We start from the raw sequence: 21,307 nt of genomic DNA on the forward strand, positions 1-21,307 counted from the left end.
GTGGTGAAAATCGCTTGCGTCAGGCAACTCGGATATGACCCGGAGTGCGGAAAAGCCGAAAAGGCTGCACACTGTACGTACGCGAGGCACCACCACCGCTCGGACGACGAGGCCAGGAAACACGATGAAGGGACGGGCGGTCACGGTGCTGGACATCGACGAGGACATAGCGGCGCCGCACGAGACCGTCGTCGCCGCCGACCCGGTCCGCGCCTACCTCAAGGAGATCGGCCGGGTGCCGCTGCTCGGCGCCGACCAGGAGGTCGACCTGGCCCGCCGCGTCGAAGCCGGGCTCTATGCCAGGCACCTGCTTGCCGGTGACGGCGGCCGGGACCTCGCCCCCGCGCTCGCCGCCGACCTGCGGGTCGTCTGCCGCGACGGCGACCGCGCCAAGAACCACCTGCTCGAGGCGAACCTGCGGCTCGTCGTCAGCATCGCCAAGCGCTACACCGGCCGCGGCATGGCATTCCTCGACCTGATCCAGGAGGGCAACCTCGGCCTGGTCCGCGCGGTCGAGAAGTTCGACTACGCCAAGGGCTTCAAGTTCTCCACCTACGCGACGTGGTGGATCCGGCAGGCGATCGCCCGCGCCATGGCCGACCAGTCCCGCACCATCCGCCTCCCCGCCCACCTGACCGAGGTGCTCAGCCGCCTCAAGCGCGCCCAGCGCGAACTGCTGCACAAGCTCGGCCGCGACGCGACGCCGGAAGAGCTGGCCGCCGAGATGGGCAGCACCCCGGAGAAGATCCTCGAGGTCCAGCGCCACGCCCGCGACCCGATCTCGCTCGACGCCTCCCTCAACGGCGAGGACACCTCCCTCGGTGACCTCCTGGCCGACCGTGACGCCGTCGTCCCGCTCGACGCGGCAAGTGCCGCGCTGTTGTCGGTCGCACTTCAGGAGATCCTGAAGACGCTTACCCCGCGCGAGGCAGGCATCGTCCGCATGCGCTACGGCTTCACCGACGGCACGCTTCACACCCTTGACGAGATCGGCCGGGTGTACGGCGTGACCCGCGAGCGCATCCGCCAGATCGAGCACCGCACCCTCGCGAAGCTCCAGCACCCGGCCCGCTCGCACACCCTCGAGGGCTACCTCGACTGACGGTGGCTCCTCGCCCCCGCGATGACGGGGACCTCTATCGGCTACGGGCGGCCCGCAACGCGCCCGGCGCGACTTCGTCGTCCCTCCGGGCCGCCCGCCACGCTCTCCCTATGCTGCCTGCGCTGTAGCGTCGGACCATGTTGTACGCGATGCCCCTGTTGGATGCGGCGGACGTGGAGGTGCTGGGCGAGCTCAGTGAGATGAACTCCGAGCTTCAGGCGCGGCTGCGGTCCAAGCCGCGGTGGGAGGGCCAACTGCGCCGAAGCCTTTTCGCGGCGGCGATCCAGGGATCCAACACCATCGAGAACATCACGATCAGCAACTCGGATGCGCGGGCGCTCGTGGAGCACGCGCCGATGTCCGCGGAGGCCGGTGAGGAGACGCAGCAGGCCGTCATCGGCTATCGGGATGCGATGACCTATGTGCAGCAGACGCCGATGATGACCTTCTTCGGCTATTCGGAGACCCTGTTGTCAGCGCTGCACTTCATGATCACGAAGTATCAGCCCGCGAAGTGGCCGGGCCGGTACCGGGCCGGCGGCATCTACGTCACGAGCGGCGACCCGCTGGAACCGGCCTACACCGGACCCGACGCCGATCAGGTCCCCGGCCTGATGGGCGAACTCGTCGAATGGCTGCATGCCGGAGACCTCGACGCGCCGGCGTACGCGCGGGCGGCCCTGGCCCATCTCAACCTGGTGGGAATCCACCCTTGGCGCGACGGCAACGGCCGCACCGCGCGAGCGCTGCACACCCTGCTGCTGGCCCGCACCGGCGAGTTGGCGGCTGAGTTCTCCTCGATCGAGGAGTGGTTGGGCGAGCAGACGAACACCGTGCAGTATTACGAGGCGCTCCGGTCCACCCAGCAGGGACGCTTCCAGCCGGAGCGCGACACCCATGCCTGGCTCAGGTTCGTCTTCGCATCCCATCACCGCCAGGCGCAGCGCGTGCGCCGGCGATCCGAGTGGACCGTGCGCCTCTGGCACGACCTGGCCGGGCTGGCCGGGGAGAGGGGATTGCCCGAGCGTACGGTGTCCGCCCTCTACGCCGCCGCGGTCGGCGAGGTGCGGCGCACCACCTACCAGCAGGACGAGGGCCTCAGTCGCGACCAGGCGATCCGCGACATCCAGGCGTTGACGCGCGCCGGCCTGCTCTCCGCCCGTGGCAACGCGACCACGCGTGTCTACGTGCTCGACGGCGCCGCCACCGACATCGCGGAGGCTGCCGCCGCGGCCGTCCGCGGCCCCGGCCGCGACCCCTACGCCTAGTCCGGCAGTGCCGCCGCCATCCGCCGCACCGCCTCGGTGAGGACGGCCTCGGAGGTGGCGAAGTTGAGGCGGACGAAGCCGTCGCCGCCGCTTCCGAAGACGTGGCCCGAGCTGAGTGCGACCCGCGCCTCGTCCAGGAGCATGCGTGCTGGCCCCCCAGTCCGTCGGCCGGCCGTGCCGAGGGTAGCCCGAGCGCCCGGCAGTCGGTGGACAGGTTGTCCACTTGAGACTCGTCCGGCCCCGGAGCTGCGCGAGCGACGGCTGTTCCAGCGGATCCATCGACATTCGACGATCCCAAGGTGTTATCGCCGCTATCAAGACAATGTTGCCGCTGGAACCTACCAGTGCTAACTTGAAACTGTTAGCAACGAAAACAACGCAGGGGGTACGTCATGAACGGGCGCGTCGCGATAGTCACCGGTGGAACGCGGGGGATCGGCCGCGCCGTCGCCGAACGCCTTGCCGCTGACGGCCAGCAGGTCGTCCTTGCCTACCTCGGCGACGACACCGAGGCGAAGGCCGCGTCCGGCGCGATCGAGGGAGCCGTCGCCGTCCGGGCCGACGTAGCCGACGAGACCGCGGTCGCCGCGCTCTTCGACCTCGCCGAAGAGCGTTTCGGCGGCGTGGACGTGGTAGTCAACGCGGCCGGCATCATGATCCTGAAGCCGGTCGCCGAGCTGGACCTCGACGACTTCGACCGGATGCAGCGGGTGAATGTGCGCGGCGCGTTCGTCGTCGCCCGCGAGGCCGCCCGCCGGGTCCGCGACGGCGGCGCGATCATCTCGTTCTCCACCTCGGTCACCCGGACCAGGCTGCCCTCCTACGCCGCCTACGCGGGCGGTAAGGCCGTCACCGAGGTGCTCAGCCCGATCCTGGCCAGGGAACTGCGCGGCCGGAACATCACTGTCAACACGGTGGCGCCCGGCCCGACCGCCACCGCGCTGTTCCTCGACGGCAAGAGCGACCAGCTGATCGCCACCATCGCCGGCCAGAACCCGATGGGCCGCCTCGGTGAACCGTCCGACATCGCCGAGGTCGTGTCGCTGCTCGCCGGCCCGGGGCGCTGGATCAACGGCCAGACCGTCTTCGTCAACGGCGGCATGGCCTGAGAACAGGCGAACACCGGAAAGCCATCGCCGGTACGCACACCGTACCGGCGATGACGACCGGCCTCAGGAGCGCTTGAGGAGCGTAATTCCCATCTCGTCCCGTACGACGACGTAGCCCTGGGACTTGGCAACCTCGAGCGCCTTCTTCGTGTCCTCGATGCTGATCGGGTAGCTCAGCGGGCGCTCGAGGTCGACGACTATCCACTCCGGATTCGGCCGCAGACCCTCGAAGCCGAACAGCGTCACCAGGGTACGGCTTGTCAACTGCGGCGCCAGATTGTTCGACGCGGCGACGTGCACGCCGTCCGGTATCTCGTCGAGGATGTCGTTCGCCACCCGCACCCGCTCCGGCTCCCGCCAGGTGTCCGCCCGGAACGTCAGGTAGAGCGGCGTGACCGGGAACATCAGCAGCGCCGCAGCGGTGACCACGGCCAGCTCTACGCGCACGATCCGCCGGTTCTCAGGTGTGTCGACAGACCTGGTCCGGATCAGGGCGGCGATCAGCGCGGCGAACAGGACGGGCATCAGCACCGCGCTGTAGTGGTAGGCCGTACCCCAGAACGCCGGTTTGTCAGCGGCGAAGCGCCAGGCGAACGTCGGCAGCACCACAAGCGCCAGCGGGGAGCGGAGCGCGGCGAACGCGGTGATCCCGAACGTGATGAACAACGTGCTCACCTTGGTCTGCGCGAACAGCACCTCGCGGACGTACCGGCCGGCGGGCACCACCTCGGCCTCGCCACCGACCATCGACGTGTACGCGTACGCGCCGTCCGGGTTCATCGCCGGCAGGAAGACAAGCACCACGAGCGCCAGCCCGATGATCCCGGCCGCTGCGACCCCGAATCCCAGCCGCCGCCTGCCGTAGAACGCGATCAGCAGGCCGATCACGGCGACAGTGAGCCCCAGGTCCTCCTTGACCAGCAGCAGCGGCAACGCCCACGCCGCGGCCGCGACCAGTCGCCGCTCGCCGAGTGCGGTCATGCTGAACGCCAGCAGCGGCACGGCGAACGCTATCTCGTGGAAGTCGAAGCGGACCGCCTGCGCTATGCCGAACGACAGCCCGTACGCGACGCCGACAACGACGGCCGCGCCGGTGCCGAGCGCCCGGTGCGCCCAGGCGACCAGCGGCACCACCGCGACGGCCATCAGCGCGGACTGCGCCACAAGCAGCGTGAGCGGGGAGGGGAACAGCCAGTAGAACGGGGCCAGCAGGATCAGGGCCGGCGCGAAATGGTCACCGAGCTGACGGAAACCGGGGCCCTTGAGCTCCGTGATGCCGAGGTGGCCCTCGGAGTAGGAACGCACGACCTGGTCGAAGATGCCGAGGTCGTACCCGTAGGTCGTCAGCAGTTGATGCCCGCGCACGGACGCGGCGGTGTACAAGGCGAACAGTGCCAGAGCGAAGCCCCAGCCGAGGTACGCGCCCGCTGGAACCCTGGACAGCAGACGCCGTCCCCGGGATGCCGTCTCCGAGGAAGTCAGGATCATGGCGGGTAGTATCGCGATGCCCGCGCCGGCGCCCTCCCGCAGGGTCGGCCCGCCACCGGCGACCTGCCCGGAGATCCCGAACGCCCCGTCGCACGGCCGAATCGACGACCCAGAACCGAAAACCTGCGACGGTACGATCCGGGCGTGAGCGAGTCCCTCCTCGGCCGTGACGAGGATCGTGCGCGGGTGCACACACTTCTGGACGGGGGCGGGGCCGCGCTCGTGCTCGGCGAGCCCGGAGTCGGCAAGACCGCGCTGCTGGCCCGGATCGCGGCCGACGCGGAGCACGACGGGGCGAGGGTGCTTACCGCGTCCGGCGTGCAGTTCGAGTCCGGCGTCAGCTATTCCGGCCTGCACCAGCTGCTGTCCGGCGTGCACGAGCGTTTCGACGTGCTCGACCGGGAGCACCGGGACGCGCTGCGGGCCGCGATCGGCCTCACCACCGGCCCGCCGCCGAGCCGCCTGCTGGTCTGCACAGCGGTGCTGCTGCTCACCCGCGCGCTGGCCGCGGACCGGCCGCTGCTGCTCATCGTGGACGACCTGCCCTGGGTGGACCGGTCCAGCGCCGCGGTGCTCGGCTTCACCGCCCGGCGGCTGGCCGGCGGCCGGGCCCGTCTGCTGAGCGCGGCCCGCACCGGCGACGCCGCCGCCTCCGGGAGCGCGGACCTCGAGGCCACCGACCTGCCCCGGCACTCGCTCGGCCCGGTCGACGACGTTTCCGCGCTGGAGATCCTCGGCCGTCACTTTCCCGGCCTGGCCTCGTCGGTGCGGCAGCGCGTGATCGCCGAGGCGGCCGGCAACCCGCTGGCCCTGCGTGAGCTGCCGACGGCGCTGACCGGTGACGAACGCCGCGCTGCCATGCCCCTGCCGCCCGTGCTGACGGGTGATGAACGCCGCGCTGCCGCGCCGCTGCCACCCGTGCTGACGGGTGATGAACGCCGCGCTGCCGTGTCCCTGCCGCCCGTGCTGACCGGTGATGAACGCCGTGCGATCGCACCCCTGCCGGCCGTGCTGCAGTTGACCGAGCGGCTTGAGCGCCTGTTCGCCGCGCGGGTCTCCGTGGTCCCGCCGTCCACCCGGGAACTGTTGCTGCGTGGCGCGCTCGACAGCAACGGCGGGCAGGCCGCGATGCGTACCGCCGAGAACGCCCTTGACCTGCTCGTGCCCGCGGAGCGGCGGCGGCTGATCCGGGTCGCGCCGGACGCCCGGCATTTCACGTTCCGGCATCCGCTGATCCGGTCCGCCGTGGCCGGCGTCGCCACCGCCGCGGAACTGCGGCGCGCCCACCTGGCCCTGGCCGGGACGCTTCACGACCACCCTGAGCGGTACGCCTGGCATCTGGGCGAGGCCGCGGCCGGCCCGGACGAACAGGTCGCTGCGCTTCTGGAACGGTCCGCGCGGGCCGCCGCCGCGCGTGGCGATGCGAGGGGCGCGATCGTCCGGCTGCACCGGGCGGCTGGCCTGAGCCCGGACCCGGCCGGGCGGACCCGGCGGCTGGCGCGCGCCGCCCACCTCGGCGCCGAGTCGGCAGGAGAGGACAGCAGCGCTGACCGGTTCCTTGCGGAGGCCGGGCGGCCCGCGTCCGCGCCACTGCTCGCGGTCACCGCCACGGCCGCGCTGCAGATCAACGGTGACGGCGACGTGGCGACCGCGTACGCGCTGCTGGCCGGCGCGATCGAGGCCGGCGACCACGGCTTCGACGGGCGCGACGACGCGCTCACCCAGTCCCTGCACATGCTGCTGCTTCTCGCCAGGTACGCCGGCACGGCCGCGGCCTGGGACCGCTACCTCGCGTTGTTCGGCAGGCTGCGCGCCCCGGCCGACCCGGATCTGGCGCTGATCACCCGGGTCTACGCGGACACCACCGACCCGGACCCGGCGGTCATCGCGGACCTCGACGCCCAGTTGGCCGGCCTGCGCCGGGAACCGGACCCGCACCGGGTGGTCCGGATCGGCTCCGCCGTGCGGTACCTGGACCGGGTCAGCAGCGTGCAGAACGACCTGTGGCGCGTGGTCCGGCAGGGCCGCGCCGGAGCAGCCCCGACCCGCCGGCGGATCACCGCGCTCGGCCTGCTCGGGCGGGAGTTGTTCCACGCGGGCGCCTGGGACACGGTCGCGGAGATCGCGGAGGAGGGCCGGGAGCTGTGCATCGAGCGCGGATTCCCGTTCCCCGCCTGGATCTTCCGCAGCCAGCAGGGACTGCTCGCGGCCGCCCGCGGCGAGGACCTGTCCGGCAGTGACGAGCTGGTCCGGTGGGCGGTGGCCCGGCAGGCCGGCGGCGTGGAGATGTTCGCCCGGCACGCGCTGGCGCTGCACCACATCGGGCAGGGCGACTTCGCGGCCGCGTACCGCGAGGCGGCCACGATCGCACCGCCCGGAACACTTCCGCGCTATCTGCCGCAGGCGCTCTGGGCCGGGCTGGATCTGGTCGAGGCCGCGGTGCGCACCGGACGCCGGGACGAGGCGGTAGCGCACGCGGACGCGCTGCGCCGGGCCGGTGCGACCCGGCTCTCCTCGCGGCTCGGACTGCTCGCGGCCGGCGCTGCCGCACTTGTCGCGGACGACGGGGAGGCGCGCGCCGCGTTCGGGCGGGCGCTGTCGCCGCCGGACGTGGCGCGGTGGCCGTTCGACCGGGCGCGGGTACGGCTGGCCTACGGCGAGCGGCTGCGCAGGCTGGGCGCGGTGCAGGAGGCGCGATCGGAGCTGTCCGGCGCGGCCGGCGTGTTCCGCAGGCTGGGTGCGGCACCGTGGCGCGACCGGGCCGAGAACGAGCTGCGTGCGACCGGGCTGTCCCGGCCCCGGGCGGCGGCGGGGGAGCAGCCGGTGCTGACCGCGCGTGAGCGGGAGATCGCGGAGCTGGCCGCGGCCGGGCTGACCAACCGGGAGATCGGCGCGCGCCTGTTCCTGTCCCAGCGGACCGTCGGGTCCCACCTCTACCAGCTGTTCCCCAAGCTCGGGCTGCGCAGCCGGGCCGGTCTCCGCGACGCCCTGCTGCGGCTGACGGACTGAACAGTCAGGCCAGCGGCTGCGGCCCGCGGTTGTCCCACGGCATGCGCGGTGCGCCATCGTACAGCTTCTCGAAGTCGATCGCGTCCGTCAGGCCGTCACCCGCATCGTAGAACGTCACTGTGTTCGCCGGTGCCCCGCGACGGCCCGGCGGCGGCGTCCGCGACGCCCGCACCGCCGGATCCGTGCAGGCGGGCCGGGTTGTCCGACGTCCATCGATGGACCCGCGCTCCGCCGCGCCAGCGCTCATAGGTCGGCCGAGTAGTCTGTGCACGGTCGGGCGCGGCGGGCCGGTGAAGTGCTGGCGAGCCGCGCCGATCGCCGGTCCGGACCGGGCTCGGGCAGCGCCCGCAGCACCCGGAACGCTCCGTCGATGACGCTTCACCGATCGTCACGAAATCCTCCTCGTGTGCGACGACCCGAGCGGGATCTCTCCTCGCCGGGCGACGGCGTACCGCGGAGGTTGCGCTTCTTCACCTGGAGCGCAGCAGGATCTAGAAGGGTAGACGCGATGACCGTAGGTGGGAGCGAGAACCCGCCCTCACGGGCCTCCGGCAGCGCCCGGCCCGGGCCTCCCGGCGGACGCGCCCCGGCCAGCGGCAGCGCCGCGGTCGGCGGGGCGCGCGTGCCAGGCGGCCCCGGCTCCGGGCCCGGCGGCTACGGCCCCGGCCAGGGCGGCTCGGGCCAGGGTGGCTACGGCTCCGGCCAGGGCGGTTCCGGTCAGGACGGCTACGGCTCCGGCCACGGCGGCTCGGGCCAGGGCGGTTACGGCTCCGGCCACGGCGGCTCAGGTCAGGGCGGCTCAGGCCAGGGCGGCTACGGCTCCGGCCAGGGCGGCTCGGGTCAGGGCGGCTACGGCTCGGGCCAGGGCGGCTCGGGTCAGGGCGGCTCGGGTCAGGGTGGCGGTTCCGGTCAGGGTGGGTACGGCCAGGGCGGTTCCGGCCGCGCCTCGGTCGGCGGCCAGCCCGGACGGGCCTCGGTGGGACCCGCGACTCCCGGGCGTGCGTCGGTCGGCGCCGCCCCCGTCGGCCGTGCCGCGCCGGGCCGGGCGGGCGTCCGCCCCGTCTCACCGGACGGTGCGCCGAGCGGCCCCTCGGCTGGAGCGGGTGGACCGGGCGGTCCGGCGGACCCGCCCGGGCGCCGGGCACGGCACGGCACCGCGCCGCTCGATCCGGACGCGGCCAAGCGCCGCAGACGCCGCAAGATAGCCAACTGGTCGATCGCCGCGTTCGCTGTGGTCGTCATGGCGGCCGGCGTCGGCGTCGTCGGCATCACCTACGCGTTCGAGGACATCCCGGACATCAAGACGTTCGAGCCGGAGACGACCTCAGTGGTCTTCGCGGACGGCACCGAGCTGACCAAGCTCGGCGAGCAGAACCGGACCGTCGTACCCAGGGAAAAGATCTCCGAGGTTGTCAAGCACGCGGTCGTCGCGGCGGAGGACAACAAGTTCGAGAGCCACCACGGCATCGACATGAAGGGCATCGCGCGCGCGGCGTGGAACAACGTCTCCGGCGGTGACACGCAGGGCGCGTCGACGATCACGCAGCAGTACGCACGGCACGCGGCGGACCTGACCGGCATCAACTACAACCGGAAGATCCGCGAGGCGCTGCTCGCCCGGAAGATCGAGGACACGTACGAGAAGGACGAGATCCTGTCGTTCTACCTCAACGCGATCTACTTCGGCCGTGGCGCGCACGGGATCGAGGCGGCCGCCAAGGCGTACTTCAACAAGTCGGTCACCACGCCGGCCGGCGACCCGAACGCGATCACCGCGTCCGAGGCGGCAGTGCTCGCCGCCGTGATCAAGCAGCCGGAGCCGATCGAGGGCGGCCACCAGGGCTACGACCCGAAATACAACAAAGACGCGTCGAAGGAGCGCTGGGGCTACACGCTCAACAACATGGTCCAGCTGGGCTGGCTCAGCCAGGCGGACCGGGACGCGGCGAAGTACCCCGAGGACACGCTTGTCGACTACGACCCGGAGGCGTGCCACCTGCAGTGCGTCGGCAACAAGCCGCTCGGTCACGTGATGGGCTACGTCAAGGCCGAGCTGAAGGCGATGGGGATCGAGGACTGGCGGGAGAAGCCGTACCGGGTCCAGGTCTCGATCAACCCGACCATGCAGCGGCTGGCCGAGGAGACCGCGTCGCGCCAGAGCAAGTCCTCGCCGATGAACAAGCTTGCGGAGAACCTGCAGGCCGCGCTTGTCGCGATCGACCCGTCGAACGGTCAGGTGCTCGCCTACTACGGCGGTGACGACGGTTCGGGCTTCGACTATGCGGGCCTCAACGGCGGCCACCCGCCGGGCTCCACGTTCAAGATGTACACGCTTGTCGCGGGCTTGCGTGAGGGCATGTCGATGGACTCGTACTGGGACGCCACCAAGGTCAAGGACGAGAGCCGCAACCGCGAGATCTCCGACGCCGGCCGTGCCGTTCCGAGCTGCAAGCAGTACTGCCCCCTGGAGCAGATGACCATCGACTCCCGTAACACCGCGTTCTACTGGATGACCGACGCGATGGGCCCGGACAAGGTCGTCGCGGCGGCCCGGGACGCCGGCGTGCGCAGCATGTGGACCAACGACGACGAGGTGATCGACCTTTCGAAGCAGGACCCGTCCAAGGTCTCGCCGAGCAAGTTCGACGTCGAGGTCGGCTTCGGCCAGTACAAGGTCAAGGTGATCGAGCACGTCAACGGCCTGGCCACGCTCGCGGCGCGCGGGACGTACAACAAGGCGCACTTCGTGGTCAGCGTCGAGAGGAAGAACGGCTCGACCGGCGACTGGGCGAAGGTCAACGGGGAGAAGTTGGAACCGAAGAAGGTCTTCGACCAGGCCCAGATCGACAGCATGCTGAAGGTGCTGCAGAAGATCCCGGCGAACAGCGAGGTCAACCCGCACGACCTGGCGGGCGGCCGGCCGTCGTTCGCCAAGTCCGGCACCTGGGAGCTCGGCCCGTCCGATCCGGCCTCGAACGGCGACGCCTGGTACCTCGGCGCCACGCCACAACTCGCGGCGGGCGTCTGGGTCGGCACCAAGGGCGACCGCAAGGCGCTCAAGGAGGCCGCCGGCGGCAACATGTTCGGCGGCGGCACCCCGGGTCAGATCTGGGAAGACTTCATGAACGCGGTGAACAAGGAACTCGCCACGAAGGTCGAGTCCTTCCCGGAGGGCGAGAAGGTCGGCGACCCGACCGTGCTCGCCAACGGCGTCTCACCGTCGCCGAAGCCGTCCCCGACGCCAAGCCCGACCCCGTCCCAGACCCAGGAGCAGAACGAGCCGCCGAGCCCCACCCCGAGCCGGACCAACGGCGGCGGTGGCAACCCCGGTGGCGGCGGCAACAACAACACCCCCACGCCGTCGGCGCCTCCGACGTCCGCTCCGACCTCGCGGCCACCGGGCCCAGGCGACGACGACTGACGAACGGCAGTCGGCCGGTACGGTGTGCACCCGCACGCCGTACCGGCCGACTGGTGTTTCAGGCGTCTGTGAGCACCTCCCGGCACCACCTGCGGAACGTGGTCGGGGTGTCCGCGGCGGCCGCGCGCGCGACGCCGAAGTCCAGGCCGCCCGCCTTGGCCAGCGCCATGTCCAGCACCGCCTGGGCCATCGCCTCCGAGTGCCCGCCCCGCATCCGCGCCGCCTTGAACTCCTCCGGCGGGATCTGCGCGTAGCGGACCGGGCGGCCGAGCACGTCCGCGATGATCGCGGCCTGCGCGTCGCCGCTCAGCTCCTCCGGCCCGAGCACCGGCACCTCCTCGTACCCGGTCCAGGCGGTGTCTCGCAGCAGCCCGGCCGCGACCGCCGCGATGTCCCGGGTGGCGACCAACGGCAACGGCAGATCCGGTGGGTACGGCCCGGAGAGCACACCCCGTGCGCGGATCGGCGCCCGCTGCCGCAGCGTGTTGTCCATGAAGGACGGTGCCGTCAGCGCGCGATAGGGCACGCCGGTCGCCGCGATCCGGTCGTCCATCGCCAGCGTCGCTGTGATGTACCCGGCCCGCCCGGCCATCGGTGTGCCCCGCCCCAGCCCGGAGATCCCGACCACGCGCCCGCCCCGGCCGGCCTCGAACGCGGTGATCGCGGCCCGTGCGAAGCCGGAGTAGGCCTGGTCCGCGCTCGCCGCCCGCGGATCCGGTGGCACCAGCCAGAAGACCGCCTCCGCGCCGTCGAAGGCCGCGTCCACCACGGCCGGGTCCGCATGCGACCCGGCCACGATCTCCACCCGTGCCGCGATGTCCGGCGCGAGCCGTGCCGGGTCGCGGGCCACGACGCGGACCGGCGCGCCGTCGTCGAGCAGGCGCCGCACGACCTGAGAGCCGAGGGCGCCGGTGGGAGCGGTAACCACAATCATTGGCGTTGAGTCCTTTTCGCGGTGAATCCGACCCGCTCAGTCAACCGCGGGCCCACCGCCTACCGGAAAGACCTGTCGCCTCCCGATTGAGACCGCCGCGGTCTGAGTGCCGCTCAGTCCAGGCCGCCCAGGGCCGTGATCACCCGGTCCTCGATGCCGGGCGGCCACGGGAACGCCCGGGTCACCGCGCGCTGGTGGGCGAGTCCGTGCAGGCCGAGCCAGAGTGCCACCGCGTCCGCCGCCGGATCCGTGCTTGCGGAGACGCCTGCGGCCGCGCACTCGGCGAGCGCGGCCGCGACCAGCCCCATGCACTCCTTCCCGAGCGCGGCCAGGTCCTCCTCGGTCACCGACCCGCTCTCAAGCGTCGGCACCCACAGCCCGCCGAACATCGTCCGGTACCGCTCCGGGTGACTCTGCGCGTACGCCAGGTACGTGCGGCAGATCGCCTCCAGCCGGGCGCGCGGTGAGTCGGCCTCGGCCGCCGCGGCCCGCAGGATCTCGGTCAGCTCCGCGAACGCGGTGCCCACCACGGCCAGCATGATGGCCGGCTGGTCCGGGAAGTGCGGGTAGATCGACGGCGCCGCGATACCGGCCCGGCGGGCGATCGAGCGCAACGTGAGCGCGCGCTCGTCCCCGGTCTCGGCAAGCAGTTCGACGGCCGCGGCCACGATCTCCTCGCGCAGGCGCCCGCCCTCACCCCGGCGGTTCCGTGCCCGGCTCGCTGTCTCAGTCATGCGCCGACTTTAACTTATGACCGTAAGCTTGCAAGCGTTAGCTAACACGTGTAATCATATTGCCATCCACCCGAGGAGAGCGTCATGACAGTCGAAATCGTCCTGCCCGGCACCGTCGAGCCGGCCGGCCTGCAGATCCGCACTCGCGCACTGCCCGCCCCGTCCGCCGGCCGCGTCACGCTCCGCATGGAGGCGACCGGCGTCTCCTTCGCCGAGCAGCAGATGCGCCGCGGCAGGTACTACGACCAGCCCGCGTTCCCGTTCGTCCCCGGCTACGACGTGGTCGGCACGGTCACCGCCACCGGCCCCGGCGTGGACCCCGCGCTCACCGGCCGCCGCTACGCCGCCGTCACCAAGATCGGCGCCTGGGCCAGCGAGCTGGAGCTGGACGCGGCCGACCTGGTCGGCATCCCGGACGGTCTGGACGCGGCCGAGGCCGAGACGGTCGTCGTCAACGGCATCACCGCCTGGCAGATGCTGCACCGCTTCGCCAAGGTCCGCCGCGGCGGCACGATCGTGGTGCTCGGGGCGAACGGCGGTGTCGGCTCCACGCTGCTGCAACTCGCCCGGCACGCCGGCATCTCGGTGATCGGCACCGCCGCGCCGCAACATCACGACCTGATCCGCGCGCTCGGTGCGACCCCTGTCGACTACCGCGACCCGCACCTCTACGACCGGCTTCGCGAGCTCGCACCGGACGGCGTCGACGGCGTCTTCGACCACGTCGGCGGGCCCGGCATCGCCCGGTCCTGGAAACTGCTGCGCCGCGGCGGCACGCTCGTCTCCTACGGCACCGCCGCCGCCAAGGACGAGGCCGGCAACTCCCAGCTGCCGTTCCTCGCGCTCTACGCCCGTCTCCTCGCGTGGAACTGGCTGCCCAACGGCCGCAGCGCCTACTTCTACAACTTCTGGGCCGGCAACCGGCGTCCCACGACGTTCCGCGCCCGCCTGCACGACGACCTCACCCAGGTTCTCGCGCTGCTCGCCGAGGGGGCGCTGACCGCCCAGATCGCGGCGCGGTTGCCGCTGTCCCAGGCCGCGGCCGCGCTGACGCTCGCGGAGTCACGGACGGTCGCGGGCAAGATCGTCCTCGTACCCGATGCGGCCTGAAAGATCTGCCACGCCCGCGGCGTGAGGAACGTGACGCCCGGCATATGAACCCGCGCGACCTCCAGCCGTCAGTGATGTGGATCTAACGCCTCATCGAGGAGGAACCCATGTCCGACCACGCTTCCGCCACACTGCCGCGCAACAGCGGGCAGCCCGGCCGCCGCTACGTCATCCGCGGCGGCACCGTGATGTCCCTGGATCCGGCAGTCGGCGACTTCGAGACCGCGGACGTGCTTGTCGAAGGCACCAAGATCGTTGCCGTCGGCCCCCGGATCGACGCGCCGGACACGGACGAGATCGACGCGCGCGGCCGGGTCGTCATGCCCGGCTTCGTCGACACGCACCACCACCTGTTCGAGACCGGCCTGCGTTCGTTCCTGCCGAACGGCCTGCTGCTCAACGACGGCTCCGGCACGCCGAGCGCGGACCCGTCCTACATGGAATACATCATCGGCCGGTTCGCGCCCGCCTACCGGCCGCAGGACGTGCACATCAACATGCTCTACGGCCGGCTCTCCCAGCTCGACGCCGGCGTCACCACGGTGCTCGACACCTCGCAGATCCACCACACCCCCGAGCACAGCGACGCCGCCGTCCAGGCGCTTGCCGACGCGGGCGCCCGGTCCGTGGTCGGCTACTGGCCCGGCGACGGCCGCGCCGACTCCCGCCACCCGGAGGACGCCCGGCGCCTGCGCACGCAGTACTTCTCCTCCGCCGACCAGCTGCTGACGCTAGCGATGGGCGGCGAGGTCGCCGGCGGCCCCGACTACGCCGCGGTCTGGACGCTCGCCCGCGAGCTGGACCTGCAGATCGCCGCGCACGCGCTCGGCTTCATGATGGAACCGGTGCTGCAGGGCCTCGCCCGCGGCGACAACGGCATCGCCTTCGGCCCGGACGTGCTGTTCATCCACATGGTCCACATCTCGGACGCGGTCTGGCAGGCCGCCCGCGACGCCGGCGTACGCGTCTCGCTCGCGGTCCCGATCGAGATGGCCATGCGCCACGGCACGCCGCCGCTGATGAAGATGCAGCAGCTCGGCATGGAACCGTCCCTCAGCTCCGACGTCGAGACCACGATGACCGCGGACCCGTTCACGCTGATGCGCTCCACGCTGACGCTGCAGCGCATGCTCGCCAACGAGCACGTCTTCGCCCAGCCCCGCCGCGGTCCCGAGGACATCTGGCCGACCCCGGCCGACGACGCACCCGCGCTGCTCCTGGACCGCGACGTGCTCCGCTTCGCCACCCTCAACGGCGCCACGGACCTTCGCCTCGGGGCCCGTACCGGTTCTCTCACCCCGGGCAAGGAGGCGGACATCGTGCTGCTCGACGCGACCGCGCTCAACGTGGCGCCGATGAACAGCGCGCCCGGCGCCGTGGTGACGCTGATGGACCGCTCCAACGTCGAGTCCGTCATCGTCGCCGGCAAGATCCGCAAGTGGCAGGGCACCCTGCTCGACGCCGACCTGCCGCGCCTGCGTACCGAGCTGGAGGCCTCCCGCGACCACCTGTTCGCCGCCACCGGCATCAAGCAGCAGCTCTTCCCCTGACGGGTCCGGCCTGGCCTGATCCGATCTTCCGCGAGCGTGACACGCCGCCGCCCCGCTCGGGCGGCGGCGTGTCACGGAACTTAGACCACGCTTCCGGCCGGTGCGAACGACGCCAGGCGCGCCACAGTCTGTGTGCCGGAGCAGGCCACCGCGCCGGCCGGCAGGTGTCTCCCCACCGGCCGGCCGCGTCGAATCCGACATGAAACCGCAGGCCTGACCCAACCCCAAATCCCCTCGGGGGTACGCGTCGGAGCGCGCCGGCAGCGCCGCGCCCTCCGGCAGGCCGAACGTGTCCTGGTGCCAGTGCACCGTCGGCAGCCGTGACCCGGACGGGCCCGGCAGCGGGTTCGGCCTCGGTCAGCTCCACCGGGCCGGCGCAGGCCTGCACGGCCGGGCCGCCGCGCGCCGAGCGCGTCGCCCCGCCGGGTCCGGTTGGCACCACTCTCCCGGGTATCCCGGGTCCCCGCGTCGAACCTTTCAGGCGTATCTTCCGTCCATCCTGAGTGGACATGGTGCCGGGCGGACGGGCCCGGGGCGTGCCGGTGACAGCCGGGTGACAGTACGGAAACCGCGGTGACATGAAGGCGATCGACATGGATGTGGCAGCTGTGGATCAGAGTGCACGTGGGGCGGCCAATAGGTCAGGGCTTCGCGCATCGGTCGTCATCGAGAGTTACACTGAGTTCTTATCGCCCATAATGTCGTCGTCCGCTTCAGCGATCACCTCGGCTGCCAATAGCGTCTCCACCCGAAACGGTTTTCCAGCAGCATCGGAATGCCTTGAGCGGGATCTTCACACGGTCTCTCTCGGCGGGGGAGTCGCCTCGGAGGGTGGTCCTGCCTCAGGCGTCGACGCTGTCTGTGGTTCGCCGCCGCGCCCGCAGCTTATGACCCTTTTCGCGCCCGGCGTGGTGACGGTGTCAGCACAGAAAAGGTTGTCATGACCCAGATCCTGCCCATTGGGGCCGGCGGAGGCGCGGAGCCCGCCGGCATGGGGTTGTCGCATGGCGGGGCGAATGATAACTACCCCTGGGACGATTTCGACCCGGACGCCTACTTCATCCACAACTATCGCCAGCTTCGCGATGACGATCGGGATATTCTCGGCAAAGTCCGAGATTTCTTTGCAGATGCCGACATCTCGCCCAGATCGCGGGGAATCGATGTCGGCTCCGGGGCCAATCTCTACCCGGCGCTCTGCATGCTGCCGTTCTGCGAACGGATCACGCTCTACGAGTGGTCCCGGGGCAACATCAAGTGGCTGCGGAAGCAGTTGCGCCGGCACGGGCCCGCCTGGGAGCAGTACTGGCGCCACCTGATCGAGTCACCGGCCTACGGCGCGGTCGACGATCCCTGGACCGACCTGCAGCACAAGGCGCGTGTGACCCGGGGCAGCGTCTTCGAGATGTCCGAGCGCGCGCTGGACATGGGCACCATGTTCTTCGTGGCGGAGTCGATCTCCAAGTGGAGTCACGAATTTGAGTCCGCGGTAGGTGGTTTCCTCGGTGCGCTTCGCCTGGGCGCGCCGTTCGCAGCCGCTTTCATGCAGAATTCTCGCGGTTATACAGTCGGCGGGATCAACTTTCCGGCCGTGCCGATCACCGCGGACGACGTTCACCGGTGTGTCGGGGAGTGGGCGAAGATCGACAGTCTTTACGAGATCGGCAAGGGCGACAAGCCTTTGCGCGATGGCTATGATGGGATGATCCTCGTCACTGGGTGGCGACGGTAACCGCCGGTTTGGATCCCCCGCCGGTGGCTGACTCGCCTCTGGCATTCGGGTGTTGATGGTGGATGCGGATTCGTCCTCGTCAGGAGCTTCTCGAAATCTGGCGCGCGCTCGCGGAGTACTCGATTCGTGACGCCGACGGCAATGGTGACAAGGGGTGGAACTGGGAGGGTCGGGAGGGTCGAAACTCGATCAGCGATGCCGAGCAACTGCTCTGCCTCATGCTGCCGGCCACCCAGGTCGAGCCGTTCGGTCTCGACCAGCCGGATGACACACCAAGCGACATCCTGCAGGTGCTGCGCCCGCTCGGCGACGCGGTGGCAATTCCCCGCACGCTGATCCGGATCGTGACGGAATACTTCGAGCGGTACACCGCCCCTGACGAGACGCCTGTCTTCTCCGGTGGCAGCTACTTCACCTCGGCCGACGACGAGCCTCCCACCGCCGAGCAGCGCGGGCTTGACATCGTCGACTCGTATGCGATGTCCGTGCGGCTCTCGCTCGCCGTGCTCGGTTTCCTGCGGGTGCTGCGGCCCGTCGTCCGCGGCGCCACCATCCGCCGGGAGATGGATGATCTGGAGCGGATGGCCAGCCGGCGACTCAGCGCCGCAATGGTCGGCCTGCTGCGCAGCTTCACGGTGTCGACGTTCGCGACCGACTCCGGCGAGGGCAGGGCGCTGATCCGTACCGCGAACCAGGCGAACGTGCCCGAGCGCAAGGTGGTCGCCGAGCTGCGCCGGGCGCTGCGGGAGACGACCGCGGCCATCGCGGAGATGACGATCGGCTCCGGCCAGGCCACCGACGAGCTGGAGAACCCGAACCGGCTCTTCGAGTGCGGCTGGTCCTGGGGCATCGTGAACGGCGCGCCGACGATCGAGACCACCGAGCCGGTCGGCGGGCAGAGCGAGGGCATCGCGCTCAGCGCACCGTGGCTCTACTTCACAGTCGTCGCCATGGACGCCATCGAGGACCTCTTCTCCGAACGCACCCGGATTCTGAACATCCTCAACGAGGAGCAGCAACGCCTGTCCCGTGCGCTTCAGCTCCGCTGGGACCTGACCCGGTCCTACTGGGCGACGCTTGCCACGTTCGGCGGCGGGCGGCGCTGGCCGCTTGAGGACATCCCGTGGCGCACCGTGGACAACGTCGAGTCCGACTACCTGAGCCTGCTTGTCACCTCGCTTGTCGTGCACGACCTGGTCCAGCGGCGCGGTTCCGACGCGGAGCTGTCCCGGGTCGGCTTCGTCCTCACCGAGCTGGGCAACCGGGGCCGGATCAGCAGGCGCCCGCTTGAGGACGACGAGCCGGCGATGCGCATGCACGCGCCAGGTGTGCCGTTCGACCTGGTGGGCAGCGAGGACCGGGGCGGGCCGGTGCTGCGGTGGTCCGCCACCGACTTCGCGCCGCTGCTGCTCCAGCGCACCACGCGTATCGCCGGGTTGATCAACGACACCGACCGCCGGGCGAACCTGCTTGATCTTGCGGACCGCACCTGGGACCACCTCGCGGAGCGGCGCTTCGACACCGGGCCGAGCCGCAGCCTGTGGGACCAGCCGGGTGACGTCTTCCCGACCATCTCCGCGCGGTACGACCTGCCCTCCTGGTACTACACGGTGCGTGTGGTGCTCGGCGTGGTCGGCGCGACCCGCGTGCTGTTCAGCAATCCGCTGCGGAGCCCGACGCTTACCGAGTTCGCGCTTGAGCTGCTGACCGAGGCCGAGCACCTGTTCGACCAGGAGCTGCTCAGCCGCCCGCTTGGTGACAACGAGAAGATGCGCGGCACGTTCACCGCGATCGGCGCGAGCCTGGCCCGTTCGCGGGAGATCGTGCAGGACCGGCCCGCCACCGCGATCGCGCTGGCGAGCAAGGTGCTGCGGGACATCGATGCGCTCGCTGTCGCCCGCGCCGACGTCGAGGGGACGGACTGATCGCCGGTGTTCGTCTTCGCTACCTCGGACAAGGGCGGCACCGGCCGCTCCGTCACCACGAGCAACCTCGCCTACCGCACCGCGCTGCAGGGGGCGAACGTGTGTTATCTCGACTTCGACTTCGGCTCGCCCACGGCCGGCGCCATCTTCGACATCCCGCGGGCCACCCACGGCACGGACCGGGGCGGCGTCCACTCGTTCCTGGACAAGGGCCCGGGCGGCGGAACCGTCTCCGAGCCGCACCGCATCGATGTGTGGACGGAGTCGGACCGGGCGAGTCTGCGCCAGCGGCCACCCGGCTCCGGCCTGCTGACGCTGATCCCGGGCGACACGGGCGGCGGCGAGTTCCACACCACGAAGTACGCGATCGAGCGGTGCCGGCAGCTGTTCCTGCGGCTGCACGGCGAGTTCGACCTCTGCCTGGTCGACCTGAGCGCCGGCCGCTCACACGCGACGCACATCGTGCTCGCCGCGCTTGCCGACCCGGCGCTGCGGCAGATCACGGCGCGCTGGCTGGTCTTCCACCGCTGGACCCAGCAGCACGTGCTCGCCGCGTCCTCGCTCGTCTTCGGCGAGAGCGGCATCCTTGAGGCCGGCGTGAAGGCCGGGCACGACTACGAGCAGCTTCGTGACTCGCTCCGGTTCGTGCGGACCGCAGTGGTCGATCCGGACTCCTCGGAGCTGTCCGGCCTGACCGCCACCCAGCTCGCCTGGCTGCGGGAATGCAACGAGAGCCTGATCTCGCTGGCCCGGGAGAACCGGGTCGGCCGCACGTCGATCCTCGGTGTCATCCCGCACGACCCGGTCCTGCAGTGGCGGGAGCAGCTGATCTCCGACAACGACGTGTGGGCGCGCAAGGTGGCGAACGAGCGGACCGTGGAGGCGTTCACCGAGCTGGCGAAGAAGCTGACCGACGACGCCGCGTGGGAAGTGCTGTGACCACGGCCGAGCCGGTCTTCCGGGAGACCTCCGCGGAGCCCGCCGCGCGGAACGTGCCGCTCGCCCACCTGTCACTTGAACTCGGCCACCTCTACCGCGAGGATCTCGGGTCCGGGGCCGACGGGCTGGTCAGGTACTTCCGGGCGGTGGCGCCGTGGGCGGAGGCGGCCCGGCAGACCTGCCGGGCGCGGCTGACCCGGGGTACGCCCCGGGTGGCGACGTGCTTCCTGATCGACGACTATTTCGCGCCGTTCGGCCGGCCGGACGAGATCATTCCAATGTTGATGGAGAGCGCCGCCGCCGCGGGTCTCTCGATCGACTACATCGCGCGGGAGGCCGGCTGCGCGGTGGCGGACGGCGTGCCGCTGGCCCAGCTTGTGGAGCACCACATCGTGACCGACCCGGTGCCGGGCAGCAACGGCGACCGGCCGCCGGCGACCGAGTCCGGCTGGCTCTGCAACGGGCAGCGCAGTCCGCACACGGCCGCCGCGCAGGCGATGGTCGACTCGCCCGGCTGGCGCCCGCCGCTTGAGCACGCGGCCAACCGGCACTCGATCTTCGCGGACGTGCAGCTGTGGGACGAGACGGCGGGGGAGCGGACCTGGTCGTGCGCGTTCCTCGCCGCGGTGTGGCAGCTGCTGCGGCTCGGGCTGCTGCGCCATCGTGACGCGCCGGTGGCGGAGCCCCACCCGGTGCCGGAGCGGCTGCCGGACGACTGGCGGCAGGTGCCCGCGATCCTGCGGATGAACCCGCGCGCGGCCCCGTTCGCCGCCTACCGCACCGCCTCGGTGCTCGGCAATCGCTTCCTCAGCACGGAGCACGGTGTCCGCACGATTCTGAGCCAGATCGCTGTCGAGCGCCCGGCGGCCGAGCAGGTACTACGCCGGGCGGCCGCGGAGGGGTTCGACGTGCCCGCGGACCTCACCCGGCGTGTCGAATACGTCTTCGCCGACGTCTGAGTGACAGGCGTCTGAGCGACAGGCGAC

The 21,307-nt window shown here is 71.1% G+C and carries 14 protein-coding genes and 2 pseudogenes; 11 read left to right on the forward strand and 5 right to left on the reverse strand.

Annotation, left to right across the window (positions count from 1 at the left end):
- Positions 1-181 precede the first annotated feature (181 nt).
- Together ACIA8K_RS33795 and ACIA8K_RS33800 are read left to right on the forward strand one after the other, a co-directional pair.
- A pseudogene (locus tag ACIA8K_RS33795) lies at positions 182-1,102 on the forward strand (RNA polymerase sigma factor); the annotation flags it as partial.
- A 149-nt stretch (positions 1,103-1,251) separates the two neighbouring features.
- A complete protein-coding gene (locus ACIA8K_RS33800; protein WP_396066738.1) occupies positions 1,252-2,370 on the forward strand; it encodes a Fic family protein in 1,119 nt (372 codons plus the stop codon).
- Here ACIA8K_RS33800 and ACIA8K_RS33805 read toward each other — a convergent pair.
- Positions 2,367-2,575, reverse strand: a pseudogene (locus ACIA8K_RS33805) (cystathionine beta-lyase); the annotation flags it as partial. The gene ACIA8K_RS33800 and the pseudogene ACIA8K_RS33805 overlap by 4 nt on opposite strands.
- Positions 2,576-2,762: 187 nt before the next feature.
- Here ACIA8K_RS33805 and ACIA8K_RS33810 point away from each other — a divergent pair.
- On the forward strand, positions 2,763-3,479 hold the full coding sequence (locus tag ACIA8K_RS33810; RefSeq protein WP_396066740.1) for an SDR family oxidoreductase: 717 nt from the start codon (positions 2,763-2,765) through the stop codon (positions 3,477-3,479).
- A gap of 63 nt (positions 3,480-3,542) precedes the next feature.
- Here the strand turns inward: ACIA8K_RS33810 and ACIA8K_RS33815 are convergent, their stop codons facing one another.
- Complete coding sequence (locus ACIA8K_RS33815; RefSeq protein ID WP_396066742.1) at positions 3,543-4,967, reverse strand: DUF2079 domain-containing protein; 1,425 nt, start codon at positions 4,965-4,967, stop codon at positions 3,543-3,545.
- A 144-nt stretch (positions 4,968-5,111) separates the two neighbouring features.
- Here ACIA8K_RS33815 and ACIA8K_RS33820 point away from each other — a divergent pair, with 144 nt between their 5' ends.
- Complete coding sequence (locus tag ACIA8K_RS33820; protein ID WP_396066744.1) at positions 5,112-7,976, forward strand: AAA family ATPase; 2,865 nt, start codon at positions 5,112-5,114, stop codon at positions 7,974-7,976.
- 4 nt (positions 7,977-7,980) lie between these two features.
- Here ACIA8K_RS33820 and ACIA8K_RS33825 read toward each other — a convergent pair whose 3' ends face one another.
- A complete protein-coding gene (locus ACIA8K_RS33825; protein WP_396066746.1) occupies positions 7,981-8,148 on the reverse strand; it encodes a hypothetical protein in 168 nt (55 codons plus the stop codon).
- Positions 8,149-8,484: 336 nt separating this feature from the next.
- Here ACIA8K_RS33825 and ACIA8K_RS33830 point away from each other — a divergent pair, with 336 nt between their 5' ends.
- Complete coding sequence (locus ACIA8K_RS33830; protein WP_396066748.1) at positions 8,485-11,397, forward strand: transglycosylase domain-containing protein; 2,913 nt, start codon at positions 8,485-8,487, stop codon at positions 11,395-11,397.
- A gap of 58 nt (positions 11,398-11,455) precedes the next feature.
- Here ACIA8K_RS33830 and ACIA8K_RS33835 read toward each other — a convergent pair whose 3' ends face one another.
- Together ACIA8K_RS33835 and ACIA8K_RS33840 are read right to left on the reverse strand one after the other, a co-directional pair.
- On the reverse strand, positions 11,456-12,331 hold the full coding sequence (locus ACIA8K_RS33835; RefSeq protein ID WP_396066750.1) for an NAD(P)H-binding protein: 876 nt from the start codon (positions 12,329-12,331) through the stop codon (positions 11,456-11,458).
- 113 nt (positions 12,332-12,444) lie between these two features.
- Positions 12,445-13,065 (reverse strand): TetR/AcrR family transcriptional regulator, encoded by a 621-nt coding sequence (locus ACIA8K_RS33840; RefSeq protein WP_396066752.1) that lies wholly within the window; start codon positions 13,063-13,065, stop codon positions 12,445-12,447.
- A gap of 84 nt (positions 13,066-13,149) precedes the next feature.
- Here ACIA8K_RS33840 and ACIA8K_RS33845 point away from each other — a divergent pair, with 84 nt between their 5' ends.
- The 6 genes from ACIA8K_RS33845 to ACIA8K_RS33870 all read left to right on the forward strand — a co-directional run bounded on the left by ACIA8K_RS33845 (position 13,150) and on the right by ACIA8K_RS33870 (position 21,280).
- The gene (locus ACIA8K_RS33845; RefSeq protein WP_396066754.1) at positions 13,150-14,175 is read left to right on the forward strand and encodes a medium chain dehydrogenase/reductase family protein; all 1,026 of its coding nucleotides are present in this window, start codon (positions 13,150-13,152) and stop codon (positions 14,173-14,175) included.
- Between the two features lie 107 nt (positions 14,176-14,282).
- Positions 14,283-15,725 (forward strand): amidohydrolase family protein, encoded by a 1,443-nt coding sequence (locus ACIA8K_RS33850; protein WP_396066756.1) that lies wholly within the window; start codon positions 14,283-14,285, stop codon positions 15,723-15,725.
- A 940-nt stretch (positions 15,726-16,665) separates the two neighbouring features.
- Positions 16,666-17,457, forward strand: a complete 792-nt coding sequence (locus ACIA8K_RS33855; RefSeq protein ID WP_396066758.1) for an SCO2525 family SAM-dependent methyltransferase — start codon at positions 16,666-16,668, stop codon at positions 17,455-17,457.
- Between the two features lie 62 nt (positions 17,458-17,519).
- Positions 17,520-19,382 (forward strand): SCO2524 family protein, encoded by a 1,863-nt coding sequence (locus ACIA8K_RS33860; RefSeq protein WP_396066760.1) that lies wholly within the window; start codon positions 17,520-17,522, stop codon positions 19,380-19,382.
- A gap of 6 nt (positions 19,383-19,388) precedes the next feature.
- Positions 19,389-20,321 (forward strand): SCO2523 family variant P-loop protein, encoded by a 933-nt coding sequence (locus ACIA8K_RS33865; protein ID WP_396066762.1) that lies wholly within the window; start codon positions 19,389-19,391, stop codon positions 20,319-20,321.
- Positions 20,318-21,280, forward strand: coding sequence for an SCO2522 family protein (locus ACIA8K_RS33870; RefSeq protein WP_396066764.1), 963 nt, complete (start codon positions 20,318-20,320; stop codon positions 21,278-21,280). The genes ACIA8K_RS33865 and ACIA8K_RS33870 overlap by 4 nt, the downstream gene beginning before the upstream one ends.
- Positions 21,281-21,307: the final 27 nt, after the last annotated feature.

Source organism: Catenuloplanes sp. NPDC051500, assembly GCF_044454585.1.
Taxonomy (GTDB): Bacteria; Actinomycetota; Actinomycetes; order Mycobacteriales; family Micromonosporaceae; genus Catenuloplanes.